The sequence below is a fragment of the Solwaraspora sp. WMMD1047 genome (assembly GCF_029626155.1).
Taxonomy (GTDB): Bacteria; Actinomycetota; Actinomycetes; order Mycobacteriales; family Micromonosporaceae; genus WMMD1047.
Genome location: NZ_JARUBL010000001.1, coordinates 3,528,555 through 3,544,927, shown reverse-complemented (window position 1 = coordinate 3,544,927; position 16,373 = coordinate 3,528,555). Strand labels below are relative to the sequence as shown.

Genomic DNA, 16,373 nt, shown 5'->3' with positions numbered 1-16,373 from the left:
CGGTGGGGCGGCGACCGACCACTGGCTTTCCGCCGGGCCGGGCCTTCCCCGACGCGTCGAGGAGGAGACGGATGCACCCAGGACCAGCGCCGACCGAACGCCGCGTGCCGGACCGGCCAGCCACCCGGCTGTCCCGCCGCCGACTGTTGGCCGGGTCCGCACTGGCCGCGGTCGCCGCCTCGCTGACCAGCCTGCCCCGGGCGGCGCCCGGCCGGGCCGCCGAGTCGGCGGACGAGGCGTACCAGCGGGCGTTCCTGCTGGCGGTGGCCGAGGACCGCAACGTGCGCCGCCACCTGGAACCCGGCCGGGAGTTCCTGTACCGGCCCCGGCAGCTCCTGGCCGCCGACGCGGACGCCAAACGGGTGCAGGCCCGGTTACGCGAGTACGGCCACCAGGTGGAGCCGGCGGGCCGGTTCGCCGGCGTCACCCGGCTGGCCTTCGACCGGGAGGCCGACATCCCGGGCCTGGTCCAGAAGCTCCGCGACCGGCAGCAGTGGCCGGGCCAGCGACCGCCCGCCGTGCAACCGCACCACGTCCTGGTCGGCTTCGGCAACATCATGGGCAACCCGGGCGGGCCGCCGCGGCCGGCCGCCGCGCTGGCGCCCCCGGACCCGGCCCGGGCCGGCGAGGGCGCCGGCGTCACGGTGGGCGTCTGCGACACCGGCATCTGGCGCCACGCCGGCGACTACCACCCGGACTGGCTCGACGGCTGGTACCTGCCCGAATCCGACGACGAGGACGCGGTCTACCTGTACGACGACACGCTGGCGCTGCAGGGCGGGCACGGCACCTTCGTCGCCGGGGTGGTCCGGCAGGCCGCCCCCGGCGTCCGGGTCGATCCGGAGGCGGCCCTGGACGCGACCGGCATCGGTGACGAGGAGATGCTGGTCGCGGCGCTGGCCGGGCTCGGGCACGCCGATCCGAAGCGGAGCGCGGCCGAGATCGTCAACCTGTCGCTGGGCGGCTACACCGCCGACGACCTGCCGCCGCTGCCGCTGGTCAACGCGCTGGCCGCCCTCCCCAAGGAGGTCGTCGTGGTGGCGGCGGCCGGCAACTCCGGCACCGACCGGCCGGCCTGGCCGGCGGCCCTGGACCCGGTGCTCGCGGTGGGTGCGGTGACCCGTGACCAGCACGGTGTCACCCCGGCCGCCTACAGCAACTACGGACCCTGGTTGGATGTCTGCGCCATCGGGGACCGGTCCAGCACCTACGTCAAGGGTCAGCTGCTGCTGCCCGGGCTGCCCGCCACGCCCTTCGACGGGTTCGCCGACTGGGCGGGCACCTCGTTCGCCACCGGACACGTCTCGGGTCGACTCGCCGCGATGATGACCGCGGGCGGCCTGACCGCGCAGGAGGCCCGGCTCGCGCTGCTCGCCGAGCCACGCTGGCATCCCGACTACGGCGTACTCGTCGAATGAGGAGGCTGGAGGGCGGCCACCCGGCGGCGCGACCGACCGGCGGCGACCCGGTCGAGTTGGTCGGCGCCGCGGCCGGCGGTGACGAGCGGGCCTGGGCGGAGCTGGTCCGCCGCTACACCCCGCTGGTGCTGTCGGTCGTCCGCTCGCACGGCCTGACCGGAGCGGACGCCGCGGACGTCAACCAGACGGTCTGGTTGCGCCTGGTGGAGCACCTGGACCGGCTGCGGGCACCGGCCGCCCTGGCCGGATGGCTGGCCACCACCACCCGGCACGAGTGCTACCGGATGTTGCGGGTCGGCCGACGGAGCGTGCCGTTCGACCCGTACGACGATTCCGCCACCGGGCAGTTGGGTGCTTCGCTGTTGGTGGACACGACGGCACCGGACGAGGACCTGCTGCGGGCCGAACGGCGCCAGGCGCTGCGGGAGGGCTTCGCCCAGTTGTCGCCGCGGTGCCAGGAACTGCTCGCGTTGCTGACCGCGGACCCGCCGGCCAGCTACCGGATGATCGGCGACCGGCTCGGCATGCCGGTCGGCAGCGTCGGGCCGACCCAGGCCCGGTGCCTACGCAAGCTTCGCGGATGCCCGGCGCTCGCCCCGTACCTCGGGACGTGCCCGGCTCAGGAAGGGGGAGGTGAACGTGATGGGGTCGTGGCCGCCGGCCGATGACAACACGCTGCTCACGGAGTTGGGCGAGGCTTTGCGGGAGGCCGGACCGGTCCCGCAGGAGTTCGAGACGTCGGCCCGGGCGGCGTTCACCTGGCGCACGGTGGACGCCGAACTGGCGCTTGCCGAGTTGACCTTCGACTCCGCCTGTGACGCCGAGCCGGCCGGACTGACCAGGTCCGGCGGCCGGGACGCCGGTGCCGCGCGGACCCTGGCGTTCCGCAGCGGTCCGGTCGTGGTGGAGATCGAGGTGACCGAGGCCGGCATCGTCGGGCAGCTCTCGCCGGCCTCCGGTGGGCGGGTCACCGCCCGCACCGCGAACGGAGCCTACGACGAGGCCGCGGTCGACCCGGTGGGCTTCTTCTCGCTGGCGGCTCCGCCGCCCGGCCCGGTCCGGCTCTGCGCCCACACCGCCGGCTACGCGATCGCGACCAGCTGGGTGAGCCTCCGTTAGGAGGCATGGAAGCTGGGTGAGCCTCCGCTGACGCCTGGACGTTGGGTCACAGGTCGAGGTCGACGTAGGCCGGGTCGTGGTCGGTGCCGTCGCCGGTGAGTTGGGTGCGGCGCATCACGTGGGTGGCCGCCACCGGCAGGTCGTCGCTCGTCCAGATGTGGTCGTACAGTCCGAAATGCGTTACCCCCTTGGCCCGGTGCCGATGGGTCCACATCGCGGGATGCAGGTCGGCGAAACGATCGGACACCGGCTTGCCGGTCCGCGACGGTCCGGCCACCGTGCTGGCGTCGGTGACCCGTTCGATCAGACCGGCTCCGGCCAGCGCGGCAAGCGTGGGGCTCGTCGGCTCGTCGTTCATGTCGCCGACCATGACGATCCGCCGGGTCAACCGCTGGTGCCGCAGGATCGCCGCGATCGCCTCCGCCTGCGCCGTGCGGCGGCGGGCTATCGCGGCCCGCTCGGCGGCGACCTCCTCGGCCGTGAGCCGGAACTCGTTGGCGACGAAGTTGCTCTTCAGGTGGTTGACGAAGATCCGTAACGGCTTGCCGTCCGGCGCTCTGACCTCCACCTGGAGCAGGTCCCGGCCGAACACCGGCCGGCCCTGCCGGTCGGGCCAGAACCGCCAGGAGCTGGCCCGGGTGATCGGCAGCTTCGCGCAGACCGCCACGTCGATCCGGCGCGGATCGTTGCCCTCCACCACCACCCGGTACGGATACTCCGCGCCCAACGGTCGCAGGTCGTCGCGGCAGAACACGTCCACCGCGTTCTGGTCCTCGACCTCCTGGAGACAGAGCACGTCGGCGTCCACCGCGGCGACCCGGCGGGCCAGCCAGGCCCGCGCCTTCGGGTCCTTGCCCTGCACGAGCCGTCCCTGGAAGGTGCGCAGCACCCCGGTCAGCTCGCTGCCGTCGTCGAGCCGGACCTTCACCACGTCCGGGTGGCCGACCGGTTCGCCCGGGGTCGCGGCGCCGCCGGCCAGTTCGTCGGCCGCCCCCGGGTCGGTACGCAACGTGGCAAGCGCCCGGTCCGCCACCGCCCGGGGCAGGTCGAGCTGGAACGACCAGCGGGAGAAGAGATTGTTGGCGTTGAACGTGGCGACCCTGACCGCCATCCGAACCACCCCCACCCGAGGCGACCGACCCGCATCACCGACCGTACGGGTTGCCGGCCGCTGACGGTGTCGTTCTCACGACCGGGCGTGACCCGGTTGGACGGCACCGGCGGGCGCCAATCGCGCAGCAGCAGACACCCGACAGGTAGCCGTCGGCGCGAGCGGGTGGCCGCGCCGCCGGACCGGGTACGCCAGCAGCCCGATGGCGGCGACGACCACCGAGAACGTCCCGACCGCCCGGCCGAGCACGCGGGCTGACATCGGTTCTCCCTAACCTACGGTGATGACGGTCTTGCCGCGGGCCGCGCCGGCCACCAGGTGGCGCATCGCCTCCGGCGCCCGGTCCAGCGGGTAGCTCGCGCCGATGCTCGGGGTCAGCTGCCCCGCCTCGACGAAACCGAGGAGCCGACGCAGGTCGGCGGAGCGCTCGACCGAGATGGCGAGGGTCAGCCGCTGGCTGACGAACGGGGACACCAGCAGCGCCCGCAGTTGCCGGTCGAGACCGCCGGTGAGGCTGCCGTCGCCCTCGCCGCCGACGATGACGGCCGTGCCGCCGGGGGTCAGCGCGCGGCGTAGCCGGCGCACGCCGGGATTGCCGGCGATGTCGAGGATCAGGTGGTAGCGGCGGCCGGTGGCGGCGAAGTCCTCGCGGGTGTAGTCGAGGACGTGGTCGGCACCGAGCGACCGGACCAGATCGTCCTTGCCGGGACCGCAGACCGCGGTCACCTCGGCCCCGGACGCCTTGGCCAGTTGCACCGCGTAGCTGCCGACGCCACCGGACGCGCCGGTGATCAGCACCTGTTGCCCGGCGGCGACCCGGCCGACGTCGATGAGCGCCCGCAGCGCGGTGACGCCGGAGACCGGCAGCACGGCGGCCTGTTCGACGGCGAGCCCAGGCGGCCGGTGGGCCAGCTTCTCCGGCTTCGCCACGGCGTACTCGGCGAACGAGCCCCGGGCGGTCCCGAACACCTCGTGGCCGACGGCGAATCCGGTCACCGCCGGGCCGACGGCGACCACCGCGCCGGCGACGTCCAGGCCGGGTACCAGGTTGCGCGGCCGGCGCGTTCCGGTGCCGAGCCGCATCAGGTACGGCAGTCCGGTCATCTGGTGCCAGGTGCCCCGGTCCAGTCCGGCCGCCCGGACCCGGAGCAGCACCTCGCGGTCGCCGGCCACCGGCCGTTCGATGTCGGCCAGTCGCAGGACGTCGGCGGGGCCGTACCGGTCCCGGATGATCGCCCGCATGGTGGTGCCCGGGTCAGCTCCGCCGCCCGCCGCGCCCTGGCTCGCGGTGCGAGCGCCGTCAGCTTCCATCGCCGTTCCTCGTCTTCGTCAACCGGCGGGTCGAACCCCACCGTACTAAGTACGAAGGTACCGTACAAAGTACGGTGAAGCTATGGGTCAGGGGGCGGAGATGACGGAAACATCCAGCGACGGTCCGGCGGCGCGGGCGGCGCTCAGCCGGGAACGGGTGCTGCGGGGAGCCGTCGCGGTCGCCGACTCCGGTGGAATCGCAGCCCTGACGATCCGCTCGCTCGCCACCGAGCTGGGCGTCAAACCGATGGCCGTCTACCATCACGTCGCCAACAAGGAGGAGATCCTCGACGGCATCGTCGACCTCGTCTTCGCCGAGATCGAACTGCCGAGGATCGGGGGCGACTGGCGGGTGGAGCTGAGCCGGCAGGCGCACTCGGCCCGGCGGGTCCTGCGGCGACACCCGTGGGCGACCCCGCTGCTGGATTCCCGCACCTCCCCCGGCCCCGCCACCCTGCGGCACCACGACGCGATCATCGGCACGCTGCGCGCGGCCGGCTTCTCGGTACCGCTCACCGCGCACGCCTACACCGTGCTGGACAGTTACGTCTACGGCTTCGCGCTGCAGGAGGCGGCCCTGCCGTTCGAGCCGGACTCGGTGGCCGACGTCGCCGACTCGATCGTGCAACGGTTCGCCACCGGCCAGTACCCGCATCTGGTCGAGATGGCGACCGAGCACGTGATGCGACCCGGCTACGACTTCGGCGCCCAGTTCGACTTCGGGCTCGACCTGATCCTCGACGGGCTGGCCCGGCGGGCCGAGAGCGAGGCCGGCGGCGCCGGAGGACCACGGTTGCGCGGCGGGACGGATCACCGGGCGTAGGCTGTCGGCGTGGATCAAGAGGATCGCATCGCCCTGTTCCTCGACTACGAGAACCTCGCCCTGGGAGCCCGCGACCAGCTCGGCGGGATGACCTTCGACCTGCGGCCGATCGCCGACGCCCTGGCCGAGCGCGGCCGGGTGGTGGTCCGCCGGGCCTACGCCGACTGGTCCTACTTCGACGAGGACCGCCGGATGCTCACCCGCTCGCACGTGGAGCTGATCGAGATCCCGCAGCGGATGGGCGCCACCCGGAAGAACGCCGCGGACATCAAGATGGCCGTCGACGCGGTCGAGCTGGCGTTCGAGCGCGGCTACATCTCCACCTTCGTGATCTGCACCGGCGACAGCGACTTCACCCCGCTGGTCCACAAGCTCCGCGAACTGAACAAGCGGGTGATCGGCGTCGGGGTCGAGAAGTCCACCTCGGCGCTGCTGCCGCCCGCCTGCGACGAGTTCCTCTACTACGACCGGCTGGAAGGCGTCGACCTGCCGGCGGCCCGCAGTCGCCGCAACCGCCCGGTGAGCCGGACCGGCGGCGGGCATCCGCAACAGCGGGTCGAGCCGGAGCCCGAACCGCAGCCGCCGGCCGACGAGCCGGCCCGCGACGTGGACACCCTAGCGGTCCTGGTGGCCCAGACGGTGGCCGGCCTGCAGGGCAGCTCCAGCGGCGCGGTCACCGCCTCCACCCTCAAGCGCACCCTGCTCCGCAAGGACCCGACCTTCAGCGAGTCCGACTACGGGTTCCGCACCTTCGGCGAGCTGCTGCGCCACCTGGCCGACCAGAACGTGATCGAGCTGGCCGACGGGCCCGCCAAGGGCGATCCCGAGGTGTCGCTGCCCGAGCACGGCGACCGGGAGGTGGCGTTCGGCCTGCTCCGTTCGGTGGTGCAGGACCTGGCCGGCGGCCAGGGCGCGGTGGCGTTGTCCGGCCTGAAGAACCAGCTCAGGCGGGCCCGGCCGGACTTCAGCGAAAAGAAGCTCGGCTACCGCAGCTTCCTGCAGTTCTGCAAGGCCGCCGCCACCAGCGGCGTGGTCGAGCTGGCCTGGAGCCCGGAGGCGGACGACTACCTGCTCACCCTCGCGTCGGCGGACCGGGTCCGGTTCGCCGACCGGACCTGAGCCCGCCCGAGCCAGGCGCGGGTCAGCCGGGATAGGGTCGGCGCCCATGCGCACGAAAGCGGAGCTGGACGAGGCGATCCGGCTGCGGAGGCGGGCCGTCCTGGTGGTCAACGCGCGGTCCCGCCGGGGGCGTCGGCTCTACTCGGCCGCCCGGTCCCGACTGATCGCGGCCGGCTTCACCCTGCTGGGTGCGTACCCGGTGGACCGGCCGGGCGAGCTCGAGACGAGCCTGGCCAGGGCCTCGGACCTGGCTCCGGACCTGCTGATCGCCGGCGGTGGCGACGGCACGATCGGCGCCGCCGCCCGGCTGCTCGCGCACCGCGACATCGCCCTCGGTCTGCTGCCGCTCGGCACCACCAACAACTTCGCCCGCACTGTCGGCATCCCGCTCGGGCTGGACGCGGCGGTGGCGACTCTGACCGGTGGCAAGGTGGTCGACGTCGATCTGGGGCTGGCCGGCGGGATGCCGTTCGCCAATCACGTGGGCATCGGGCTGTCGGCCGAGGTGATGCTGCGGGCGCCGGCCCGGCTCAAGCGGGCCGCCGGCCGGCTCGCCTACCCGGTGACCGCCCTCGGATTGCTCCCCACCCACCAGCCGGTGCGGTTCACGGTCGAATCCGACGGGCAGACCCGGATGTTCCACACCCACCAGCTCTACGTGGCCAACGGCGGCTTCCAGGCCGGCCGCCCGATCACCGCCGACGCGAACGCCGACGACCGACTGCTCGTCGCGTATCCGGTGGGGGGCCCGGGCCGCGGGGACCTGTTGCGCGCGACGGCGCGCAACGCGGCAACCGGCCACCGCCGCACCCTTGCCGACGTACCGTTCCTCGCCACCGGGGAGCTGCTGCTGCGCACCGACCGGCCGGCGCCGGTCGAGGTCGACGGCGAGGTGCACGGTCAGACTCCGATCCGGATCGGGCTGGACGCCAACGCGCTGCGGGTGATGGCCCCGATCGACACCGTCGACCGGTAACCGGCACTCCCCCGGCGCCCGGCCATAGGATGGTGATCGACTACCGACGGAGGGAGCCACGCGTGGCAAGTGTTGAACCCGTACCCGGCGGCGAGTTCGCCGGCCTGGTGGCGGTCGTCACCGGTGGCGCATCCGGCATCGGTCTGGCGACCGCCCGGTTCCTCGCCGCCCGGGGCGCCCAGGTGGCCTGCCTGGACCGGAACCCGCCGGAGGTGCCGGCACCACTGCTCGGCGTCACGGCGGACGTCACCGACGACGCCGCGGTCCGCGCCGCCATCGAGACGGTCGTCGCGCGGCTCGGCGGCATCGACATCCTCGTGAACAACGCCGGCATCGGGGCGGTCGGCACGGTCGAGGAGAACACTGACGAGCAGTGGCACGAGGTGCTCGACGTGAACGTGGTCGGCATCGCCCGGGTCAGCCGGGCCGCCCTACCGCACCTGCGCCGCTCCCGGCACGCGGCAATCGTCAACACCGCGTCGATCTGCTCGCACACCGGCCTGCCGCAGCGGGTGCTCTACAGCGCCAGCAAGGGTGCGGTTCAGGCCCTCACCCTGGCGATGGCCGCCGACCACGTCACCGAAGGCATCCGGGTCTGCTGCGTCAACCCCGGCACGGCCGACACCCCCTGGGTACGCCGGCTGCTCGCCGCCGTCGACGACCCGGACGCGCAGCTGGCCACGCTGCAGTCCCGCCAGCCCAACGGCCGGCTGGTCAGCGCCGACGAGGTGGCCGCGGCGATCGGCTACCTGGCCAGTCCGTTGGCCGGCGCCACCACCGGCACCGTGCTCGCGGTCGACGGTGGCAGCCACGCCGTGCGGCTGCCGCCGCCGGCTGACATTCGGCGGTGAGCCCCCGGGAAGCGACCGGTGGTCAGGGTGCCGGTCGTCGGCTGTCGAGCACCTGCTCCCGCAGAATGTCCGCGTGTCCGCAGTGCTGGGCCAGCTCACGCAGCACGTGCAGGTAGACCCAGCGCAACGGTAGCGGGCCACGCCGGTTGCCCGGAAGCACGTCGTCCAGTCCCAGCGCGGCGGTCACCGCGCGGGACGCCCGGCACGCCTCGTGGTGCGCCTGCCGGACACTGTCGACAGTGTCGTCGGCGGTGAGGAGGAAGGACTCGTCGGGGGTGGCCGGGATGCCGATCTCCGAGCGCGGCCGGCCGGTCACCGCCTCGTCGAACCAGACCTTCTCCACGAAGGTCGCGTGTTTCACCAGACCCAGCAGGGTGGTACGGGAGGAGACCAGGGACCGACGCGCCTCCTGTTCGGTCAGCCCGTCCAGGCAGGCACCGAGCGCCGCCCGGTGCTCGTCGAGGAAAGCCTCGAACTGTCGCTGGGCCGGATACCCGACGGCGTTGTCGGCGGAAGCCGCCGATGGGGAGGACACGATCGCATCATGCCAACTCGGTCCGGTCGGAGCAACGACCGGCAGCGGGTCGGTCGGGCTGCCCGCGTACCGGATGGGGGGTTTGGTCGGGCGGCCCGCCGAGGCGGGCCGCCCGATGGGGTGCGGGCCCCACGCGGCCCGGCACCGGGGTCAGGTCATGGCGTGGTCAGGTCGAACCGCCGGACGGTGACGGCACCGCCCAGCGCCTGGGTCGCGTAGTTGAAGATGGCGTACCGGTAGCCCATGAAGAACTGCCAGGCGTTGTTGAGGGTGAAGGCGGGGCCGAGGGTGGTGAAGTTGACCCCGTCGGTGCTGTAGGAGAAGCGCGCCTGCCGTCCCGAGCCGGGCCGGATGTCGGCGTTGGTACGCAGCCAGATCCGCCCGCCGGAGACGTTCGCGCTGGCCACCTCAGTGCCGGTGCTGGTGGTGTTCCAGTTGCTGTCCATGGTGAGGTTGTTCGTCATCACGACCCGGGTGGTGCCGGCGTCGCGTCTGAGGCCGATCCAGGCCGACGACTGCCGCAGCATCGCCAGTCCGGCGCGGTCGCCGTCGCGCATGGCGGAGTAGTCCAACTCGATGGTGGCGGTCGAGGTGGGTCCCTGGATCCGATGGGTGACCGTGTTGCGGGCCGAGTAGAGGTCATTGGTGACGGTCGCGGTCTGCAGCCGCAGCCCGTTGTTCACCGACCACCGGCTGTTGTCCGGGTTGTGGTTCCACTCCCACTGCGGGCCGAGGGTGCTACCGGCGAAGGTGTCGGTGCCGGTCATCGGCTTGACCTGCCGAGGCGGCCGCGGCACGTTCGGGTACGGGTAGTTGGCGCCCCACCGGCCGTTGACCGTCTGCAGCACCGGCCAACCGTCCGCGGTCCACGAGACCGGAGCCAGCGCGGGCACCCGACCGCCCGGGTAGGCGTCGATGAAGCTCATGTAGTACCAGTCACCGTTCTGGGTCTGCACCAGCCCGCCCTGGTGCGGCACCCCGCCGCCGCTGATCGGGCCGGGCAGGTCGAGCAGCACCTGACGCATCTCGTACGGCCCGAAGGGGTTGTTCGCCTTCAGCACGTACTGGCCGTTCGCCGGTCGGGTGAGCCAGATGTAGTAGCTGCCGTTGCGCTTGTAGAACCGGGCACCCTCCAGGACGCCGGGGTTCGACGGCGTGCTGAAGACCTGCTGCGACCGCACCTGGGACCGACCGTCGGCGGAGAGCTGGGCGACGCTGATGGTGGTGTTGCCGTACGCGACGTACATGGTGTCGTTGTCGTCGACAAGCAGTCCGGCGTCGAAGTAGCAGTTGTCGATCGTGGCGTGCCGGGTCCACGGACCCTCGACGGAGGTCGCGGTGTAGATGTAGGTGTTGTCGAAGTCGATGCAGCCGGCCCAGTAGAACGTCCGGTTGCTCGGCCGGTAGTTCAGGGTCGACGCCCAGGTGCCGCGGACGTAGCCGCGGGCGCCGGTCAGGTCGTACTTGCTGCCGAAGTCCAGCCGGGGCACGGAGTGGCCGGCGAACTCCCAGTTGACCAGGTCATACGAGCGCAGGATCGGGGCACCCGGCGAGTAGTGCATGTTGGAGGCCGAGTAGTAGTAGGTGTCTCCGACCCGGATGATGTCCAGGTCGGCGAAGTCCTGCCAGACCACCGGGTTGGTGAAGGTGGACGAGGGCGGCCACGGGCCCGGCGGCGGCGTGGTCGGCGGCGGCGTGGTGGGGGGCGGGGTCGTCGGGGGCGGCGTGGTGGGCGGCGGTGTGGTCGTGGGGGGCACGCCGGTGGTCGGGGTGACGGTGCCGGTGCAGGTGACCCCGTTCAGGGCGAAGCTGGCGGGGACGGGGTTGGACCCGGTCCAGGCGCCGTTGAAGCCGAAGCTGGTGCTGCCGCCGCTGCCGATGGTGCCGTTGTAACTGGCGTTCGTCACCGTCACCGCCGACCCGGACTGGGCGACGGTGCCGTTCCACAGCTGGGTGATCGTCTGACCCGCGGTGAACGACCAGGTCAACCGCCAGCCGTTGATGGCGTCGCCCAGGTTGGTGACCTCGACGTTCGCGCCGAAGCCGCCCTGCCACTGGTTGGTCACGGTGTATCCGACCCGGCAACCGGCGGCCTGGGCGGAGACGGCGGTTACCGCCGTGGTGGCGCTGACGGCGGCGACCAGGGTCGCGGCGAGCCAGAGCCGGGGACGAGAGTTTCGCACGGGATTCCTCATCAATCAGCGGGACGCCGCCCGAGCGAACCTCGGACCAGCGCGAACAGACAACTGATCGGGGCGTGCCCGGCGCCCCGCCGCTCCCAGCCCGGAACAGTTGCAAGTATCGATGGAAACGCTTCCGGTCGCAAGCCCTCACAAACGCCGCTGTTCAGGGGGCAGATCCAGGGAGGTCGACCCGACGATCCCGGCAACGGCACCGGAGGCCGGACGGGGAGTCCGGCGAAACGATTTCAGTGACGCGGCGGAGCCGTGCTGCCCCGCACCACGAGCGTGGTGGCCAGCTCGATGCGGCTCTGCGGGGTCTCGCCGGCGGCGAAGGCGAGGATCAACCGCGCGGCGGCGGCCGCCATCTCCTCGAACGGCTGCCGCACCGTGGTCAGTGGCGGACCGCACCAGTTGGAGCAGTCCAGGTCGTCGAATCCGATCACGCTGAGGTCGTCGGGGATGCGCAGACCGATCTGCCGGGCCGCCTCGTAGACGCCGAGCGCCTGCAGGTCGTTGCCGCAGAGCACCGCGGTGGGCGGGTCCGGCAGGGCCAGCAACTCGCGGGCGCTGGCGAGGCCGTCCTCGAAGAAGAACCGCCCGGTCCGGACGAGCCGCTCGTCGAGCACCACGCCCTCGGCGTCCATGGCCGCCCGGCACGCCTCCAACCGGGCCCGGGCGATCAGCGACTTGGCCGGTCCGCCGATCACCGCGATGCGGCGGTGCCCGAGCTCGAGCAGGTGCTGGGCGGCGGCCACCCCACCGTTCCAGTTGGTCGCGCCGACCGAGGGCACGGTGCCCGGCGGTATCCCCGACGGATCCAGGGCGACCAGCGGAATGCCGCTGGCCATCAGCATGGCGTGCTCTTCGGGGGTGAAGTACGAGTGGGCCGCTATCACCCCGACCGGCCGGCGTGCCAGCAGCTGCTCGGCCCACGGCCGTTCCGACGCGGTCCGGCTGAGGACGTCGGTGAAGCCGACCGTCATGTCCCGGTGCCGGACCACACCCTCGACGCCTCGCATGATCGAGACGGCCAGGTACGCCTCGAGCCCGTAGAAGACGACCTCGATGCTGGGCGCCGGTTCCAGCGCGTTGGGCCGCCGGTAGCCGTGCTCGCGCAGCAGCGCCTCGACCTGGCGCCGGGTCTCCGACGCCACTCCGGACCGCCCGTTGAGCACCCGCGACACCGTCGGCGCCGAGACCCCGGCAAGGCGCGCGATCACGGCCATTGTCGGCTCGTCCCGACGTTTGGTCCGTCGCGTCTCCTTCGGGATCCTCCCCGTCACCGTCGCAGTCTACTTCCATTCATCGACCAGCATCCAATACGCGCGGGCCACGGCATCGGGGCAGGGGTGTGCGGTCAACAAGCGCGAGCCGCCACCGTGCCGTCGTGGCCGTCGACCCTCGGCGGGATGGGCGATTTCAGCGCGTTACCGGACTGTGCGGAAAGGGTCACGCCGCGGCCGGGCCAACGCCGGGCAAGTCGCGGCATTGAGGTGGCGCCGATCACAGTGATAGATGCAACTTTTTCATCATCAGTCCGGGCAGCTCGCGGCTGGTCTGTGCGACATAGTGACATTTGTCTCTCTCGACAACGTGTGGTCACACGTTCACGATATGAAACGCGGTGATCGAGACGGGCCAGAGGGTGTTCACCACGGCACCGCCGGCCGGCCCGCTGACACCGACGCAATCACGACCACCCGAGGTGCCCACGAGGACGTCGGCGCCCGACCACTCATTGCAGCCGAGGACGGGACTCGCCGCGCTGGAGGGTAAATGGATGCTTCGTCCCTTGCCGAGCGCCTGAGTGACCAGCTCCGACAGCTCTGCGAGGTGGTCGGAGCGGACTCGACGGCACCACTGGACCTGCTGGCGGATCTGCTCGGGCCGGCCGGCTCCCGGCCACTGTCCGAACCGCCGGCCTGGCCGTCCAACATCGCTGACGACCACACGCCGGTCGAGTTCTCCATCGCGTACAACGAGAACGAACCGCCGGCTCTGCGCATCCTGGCCGAGGCGCAGGGATCACCGCCCGGTGTGCTGGCCAACCTCTCCGCCGCGCACCGGTTCATGGACCGCCAGGGGCACCGCTTCAACCTGTCGAGCAGCCGGTACGAAGCGGTACGGGACATCTTCGCCTCGGGTCAGCCGCGCGGCGACTTCGCGCTCTGGCATTCGCTGGTGTTCCGCAGTGGACGGCGGCCGGAGCTGAAGGTCTACTTCAATCCCGAGGTGCAGGGCACCGAGCGGTCCCCCGCGCTGGTGGCCGAGGCCGTGCGCCGGTTGGGGCTGAGCCGGCCGTACCGGGCCGTTCTGGAACGGGGTGTCCGACCCGGCAAGCTGGGCCGCCAGGACCGGCTCACCTTCTTCTCGCTGGACCTGCACGACGGCCCACAGGCGCGGGTCAAGCTCTACCTGTCACATCACGATGCCGAGGCGCGCGACGTGGCCCGCACGGCCGGCGCCGTGGACGGCGTGGACGAGGCCGTGGTCGAGCGGTTCTGCGCGACCGCCGGAGGCGGACCCGGCCCCTTCCGCGGGCGGCCGATGGTCAGCAGCCACACCTTTGCCGGCGGGGTGGAGCGGCCGATCGGTTACAGCGTCTACGTGCCGATCCGCAGCTACGTCGCCGACGACGCCGAGGCCCGGTCCCGGGTGCTGAGTCTGCTGGCGCGGCACGGGTTCGACGGGGCCGTCCTGGATCGGGCGATCGCCGCCGTGTCCCGACGCCCGCTGCACGAAGGAGTCGGGCTGATCGCGCACGTGTCGCTGCGTCTCGGCCGGCCGCGCCCCGGAGTCACCGTCTACCTGTCGGCCGAGGCGTACCGGACCGATCCTCCCCGCCACCGGTGGGGGCCGCCCGCCGACGCGCAGCGCGAGACCTCCACCCCGCACATCGCCAGCCGGCAGCCCTGAACCGCCCGGCAGCCCTGAAACCGCAAGGAGCGAAGGATGCCCCTGCATTCCCACCCGGTGCTGCCGCCGTACCGGATCAAGGTCGTCGAACCGATTCCCTTTCTCAGCCCGGCGGAGCGCCGCCGGGCGCTCGACGAGGCGGGTTACAACCCGTTCAACCTGCGCGCCGACCAGATCACCATCGACCTGCTCTCCGACTCCGGCACCGGGGCGACCTCGGCCGCGCAGGAGGCCGGTGCCGCCGAGGGCGACGAGTCGTACGCGGGTGCCCGGTCCTGGTTCCGGTTCCACGACGAGCTGCGCGACCTCACCGGATACCCGTACCTCCTGCCGGTGCACCAGGGCCGGGCCGGTGAGCGCATCCTCTTCGCCAGCCTGCTCAAGCCCGGACAGATCTGCCTCAGCAACACCCACTTCGACACCACCCACGCCAACGTCGTCCTGGCCGGGGCCGAGGCCCGCAACCTGCCCTGTCCGGAGGCCGCCGACCTGGACAGCGCGGACCCGTTCAAGGGCAACATCGACCTGGTCGCGCTGGAACGGACCCTGGCCGGTCCGGACGGCGACCGGGTCGGGGTGGTTCTGATGACGATCACCAACAACGGGCTCGGCGCGCAGCCGGTGTCGATGGCCAACCTCGAGGCGACCCGCGAACTGTGCCGGCGACACCGGGTGCCGTTCTTCCTCGACGCCGCCCGGTTCGCCGAGAACGCCTGGTTGGTCGTTGAGCGCGATCCGGCGTACCGGGACTGGACGCCGCGGCAGGTCGCCACCCGCGCCTTCGAACTGGCCGACGGCTGCGTGGTGAGCCTGAAGAAGGACGGCCTGTCGGCCATCGGCGGCTTCATCGGCCTCCGCGACGCCGACCTGCACGCGTCCTGTGAGGCGAACCTGATCGCCACCGAGGGGTTCTCCACCTACGGCGGACTGGCCGGGCACGACCTGGAGCGGCTCGCCCAGGGGGTACGGGAGGTCGTCGAGCCGGACTACCTGCGGGCCCGGGCCGCCTCGACGGCGCGGCTGGCCCGGCTGATCAACGAAGCCGGGGTGCAGACCGTTCAGCCCGCCGGCATCCACGCCCTGTATCTCAACGCCGGCCGGCTGCTGCCCCACCTCTCCCCGGCCGAGTTTCCCGGTCACTCACTGGGCTGCCAGCTCTTCCTCGACGGCGGCATCCGCAGCGCCGAGCTGGGCTCGCTCTACCTGGGTGAGATGGACGACGAGCACCGACTGGTCGCCCCGGCGCCGTTCGAGCTGGTGCGGTTGGCGATCCCGCGCCGGGTCTACACCGACACCCATTTCGAGTACGTGGCGTCGGTGCTCGCCGACATCGCCAAGGATCCCGAGCGGGTGAGCGGGTACCGGATCGTCTCGTCACCGCCGCTGCTGCGCCACTTCAAGGTGCGACTGGCGCCGCTGGCCGGTTGACGCGACGGGCGGCCAGCGGCGGCCGGTCAGCCGGCGACCGGCAGCCGGGACATCGCGTGCCGGACCAGGTTGATCAGCGCCTGCTTGCAGGAGGCGCGGTCCCGGGCGTCGCACCACAGCAGCGGCACCGCCGGGTCGAGCTCCAGCGCCGACCGGATCTCGTCCTCGGTGTAGGGGCACTCGCCGAAGAACCTGTTGACCGCGGCGACGAACGGAATCCCCCGTCGCTCGAAGTAGTCGACGGCCGGGAAGCTGGTGCTCAGCCGCCTGGTGTCGACAAGCACGATCGCGCCGACCGCGCCCTGCGCCAGTTCGTCCCAGATGAACCAGAACCGGTCCTGGCCGGGGGTGCCGAACAGGTAGAGCACCACCTCGGAGGAGATCGTGATCCGGCCGAAGTCCAGCGCGACCGTGGTACTGGTCTTGTCCTCCACACCGGTCACGTCGTCGACGCCGATGCTGGCCTGGGTCAGGACCTCCTCCGTGGTCAGCGGCGGAATCTCGCTTACCGATCCGACCAGGGTGGTTTTACCGGTGCCGAAGCCGCCCGCGACGACGATCTTGACCGATGTGCGATCCACGT

Annotated in this window: 16 protein-coding genes; 9 read left to right on the top strand and 7 right to left on the bottom strand. The window is 72.0% G+C overall.

Annotated features, from left to right (window positions below):
- Nucleotides 1–71 precede the first annotated feature (71 nt).
- Genes O7627_RS16060 through O7627_RS16050 form a run of 3 tightly spaced genes read left to right on the top strand, consistent with a single transcriptional unit; the run spans nt 72 to nt 2,537 of the window.
- Nucleotides 72–1,418 carry a S8 family serine peptidase gene (locus O7627_RS16060; protein WP_278094321.1) on the top strand — a complete coding sequence of 449 codons (1,347 nt, stop codon included), beginning with the start codon at nt 72–74 and terminating at the stop codon, nt 1,416–1,418.
- The gene (locus tag O7627_RS16055) at nt 1,415–2,086 is read left to right on the top strand and encodes a sigma-70 family RNA polymerase sigma factor (RefSeq protein ID WP_278094320.1); all 672 of its coding nucleotides are present in this window, start codon (nt 1,415–1,417) and stop codon (nt 2,084–2,086) included. The genes O7627_RS16060 and O7627_RS16055 overlap by 4 nt, the downstream gene beginning before the upstream one ends.
- Nucleotides 2,061–2,537, top strand: a complete 477-nt coding sequence (locus O7627_RS16050) for a hypothetical protein (protein ID WP_278094319.1) — start codon at nt 2,061–2,063, stop codon at nt 2,535–2,537. Before O7627_RS16055 ends, O7627_RS16050 begins: the two co-directional genes overlap by 26 nt.
- Nucleotides 2,538–2,583: 46 nt before the next feature.
- On the opposite strand, the gene O7627_RS16045 is transcribed toward O7627_RS16050, so the two are convergent.
- The 3 genes from O7627_RS16045 to O7627_RS16035 all read right to left on the bottom strand — a co-directional run bounded on the left by O7627_RS16045 (nt 2,584) and on the right by O7627_RS16035 (nt 4,959).
- Nucleotides 2,584–3,648: an endonuclease/exonuclease/phosphatase family protein gene (locus O7627_RS16045; protein WP_278094318.1), complete on the bottom strand. Its 1,065-nt coding sequence runs from the start codon at nt 3,646–3,648 to the stop codon at nt 2,584–2,586.
- Between the two features lie 75 nt (nt 3,649–3,723).
- Complete coding sequence (locus O7627_RS16040; RefSeq protein WP_278094317.1) at nt 3,724–3,909, bottom strand: hypothetical protein; 186 nt, start codon at nt 3,907–3,909, stop codon at nt 3,724–3,726.
- A 9-nt stretch (nt 3,910–3,918) separates the two neighbouring features.
- Entirely contained in the window at nt 3,919–4,959 is a 1,041-nt protein-coding gene (locus O7627_RS16035; protein WP_278094316.1) for an NAD(P)-dependent alcohol dehydrogenase, read from the bottom strand.
- A gap of 100 nt (nt 4,960–5,059) precedes the next feature.
- On the opposite strand from O7627_RS16035, the gene O7627_RS16030 reads away from it, so the two are divergent.
- The 4 genes from O7627_RS16030 to O7627_RS16015 all read left to right on the top strand — a co-directional run bounded on the left by O7627_RS16030 (nt 5,060) and on the right by O7627_RS16015 (nt 8,728).
- The gene (locus tag O7627_RS16030) at nt 5,060–5,782 is read left to right on the top strand and encodes a TetR/AcrR family transcriptional regulator C-terminal domain-containing protein (protein ID WP_278094315.1); all 723 of its coding nucleotides are present in this window, start codon (nt 5,060–5,062) and stop codon (nt 5,780–5,782) included.
- 9 nt (nt 5,783–5,791) lie between these two features.
- A complete protein-coding gene (locus O7627_RS16025) occupies nt 5,792–6,901 on the top strand; it encodes a PIN domain-containing protein (RefSeq protein ID WP_278094314.1) in 1,110 nt (369 codons plus the stop codon).
- A 46-nt stretch (nt 6,902–6,947) separates the two neighbouring features.
- Nucleotides 6,948–7,877, top strand: a complete 930-nt coding sequence (locus O7627_RS16020) for a YegS/Rv2252/BmrU family lipid kinase (protein ID WP_278094313.1) — start codon at nt 6,948–6,950, stop codon at nt 7,875–7,877.
- Nucleotides 7,878–7,939: 62 nt separating this feature from the next.
- Nucleotides 7,940–8,728, top strand: coding sequence for an SDR family oxidoreductase (locus tag O7627_RS16015; RefSeq protein ID WP_278094312.1), 789 nt, complete (start codon nt 7,940–7,942; stop codon nt 8,726–8,728).
- Between the two features lie 22 nt (nt 8,729–8,750).
- Here the strand turns inward: O7627_RS16015 and O7627_RS16010 are convergent, their stop codons facing one another.
- The 3 genes from O7627_RS16010 to O7627_RS16000 form a co-directional block, all read right to left on the bottom strand.
- A complete protein-coding gene (locus O7627_RS16010; RefSeq protein WP_278094311.1) occupies nt 8,751–9,263 on the bottom strand; it encodes a DinB family protein in 513 nt (170 codons plus the stop codon).
- Between the two features lie 155 nt (nt 9,264–9,418).
- The gene (locus O7627_RS16005; protein WP_278094310.1) at nt 9,419–11,458 is read right to left on the bottom strand and encodes a family 43 glycosylhydrolase; all 2,040 of its coding nucleotides are present in this window, start codon (nt 11,456–11,458) and stop codon (nt 9,419–9,421) included.
- Nucleotides 11,459–11,691: 233 nt separating this feature from the next.
- Nucleotides 11,692–12,729: a substrate-binding domain-containing protein gene (locus O7627_RS16000; protein ID WP_278094309.1), complete on the bottom strand. Its 1,038-nt coding sequence runs from the start codon at nt 12,727–12,729 to the stop codon at nt 11,692–11,694.
- Nucleotides 12,730–13,222: 493 nt separating this feature from the next.
- Between O7627_RS16000 and O7627_RS15995 the strand changes: the two genes are divergently transcribed.
- Together O7627_RS15995 and O7627_RS15990 are read left to right on the top strand one after the other, a co-directional pair.
- Complete coding sequence (locus tag O7627_RS15995) at nt 13,223–14,362, top strand: tryptophan dimethylallyltransferase family protein (RefSeq protein ID WP_278094308.1); 1,140 nt, start codon at nt 13,223–13,225, stop codon at nt 14,360–14,362.
- A 36-nt stretch (nt 14,363–14,398) separates the two neighbouring features.
- Nucleotides 14,399–15,790 carry a tryptophanase gene (locus O7627_RS15990; RefSeq protein WP_278094307.1) on the top strand — a complete coding sequence of 464 codons (1,392 nt, stop codon included), beginning with the start codon at nt 14,399–14,401 and terminating at the stop codon, nt 15,788–15,790.
- Nucleotides 15,791–15,816: 26 nt separating this feature from the next.
- Here O7627_RS15990 and O7627_RS15985 read toward each other — a convergent pair whose 3' ends face one another.
- Nucleotides 15,817–16,371 carry an ATP/GTP-binding protein gene (locus tag O7627_RS15985; protein WP_278094306.1) on the bottom strand — a complete coding sequence of 185 codons (555 nt, stop codon included), beginning with the start codon at nt 16,369–16,371 and terminating at the stop codon, nt 15,817–15,819.
- Nucleotides 16,372–16,373: the final 2 nt, after the last annotated feature.

Coding starts and splice junctions, on each gene's coding strand:
- O7627_RS15990 (WP_278094307.1), top strand. CDS start 14,399: ATGCCCCTGCATTCCCACCCGGTGCTGCCGCCGTACCGGATCAAGGTC.
- O7627_RS16040 (WP_278094317.1), bottom strand. CDS start 3,909: ATGTCAGCCCGCGTGCTCGGCCGGGCGGTCGGGACGTTCTCGGTGGTC.
- O7627_RS15995 (WP_278094308.1), top strand. CDS start 13,223: ATGGATGCTTCGTCCCTTGCCGAGCGCCTGAGTGACCAGCTCCGACAG.
- O7627_RS16055 (WP_278094320.1), top strand. CDS start 1,415: ATGAGGAGGCTGGAGGGCGGCCACCCGGCGGCGCGACCGACCGGCGGC.
- O7627_RS16060 (WP_278094321.1), top strand. CDS start 72: ATGCACCCAGGACCAGCGCCGACCGAACGCCGCGTGCCGGACCGGCCA.
- O7627_RS16050 (WP_278094319.1), top strand. CDS start 2,061: ATGGGGTCGTGGCCGCCGGCCGATGACAACACGCTGCTCACGGAGTTG.
- O7627_RS16035 (WP_278094316.1), bottom strand. CDS start 4,959: ATGGAAGCTGACGGCGCTCGCACCGCGAGCCAGGGCGCGGCGGGCGGC.
- O7627_RS16045 (WP_278094318.1), bottom strand. CDS start 3,648: ATGGCGGTCAGGGTCGCCACGTTCAACGCCAACAATCTCTTCTCCCGC.
- O7627_RS16020 (WP_278094313.1), top strand. CDS start 6,948: ATGCGCACGAAAGCGGAGCTGGACGAGGCGATCCGGCTGCGGAGGCGG.
- O7627_RS16005 (WP_278094310.1), bottom strand. CDS start 11,458: ATGAGGAATCCCGTGCGAAACTCTCGTCCCCGGCTCTGGCTCGCCGCG.
- O7627_RS16030 (WP_278094315.1), top strand. CDS start 5,060: ATGACGGAAACATCCAGCGACGGTCCGGCGGCGCGGGCGGCGCTCAGC.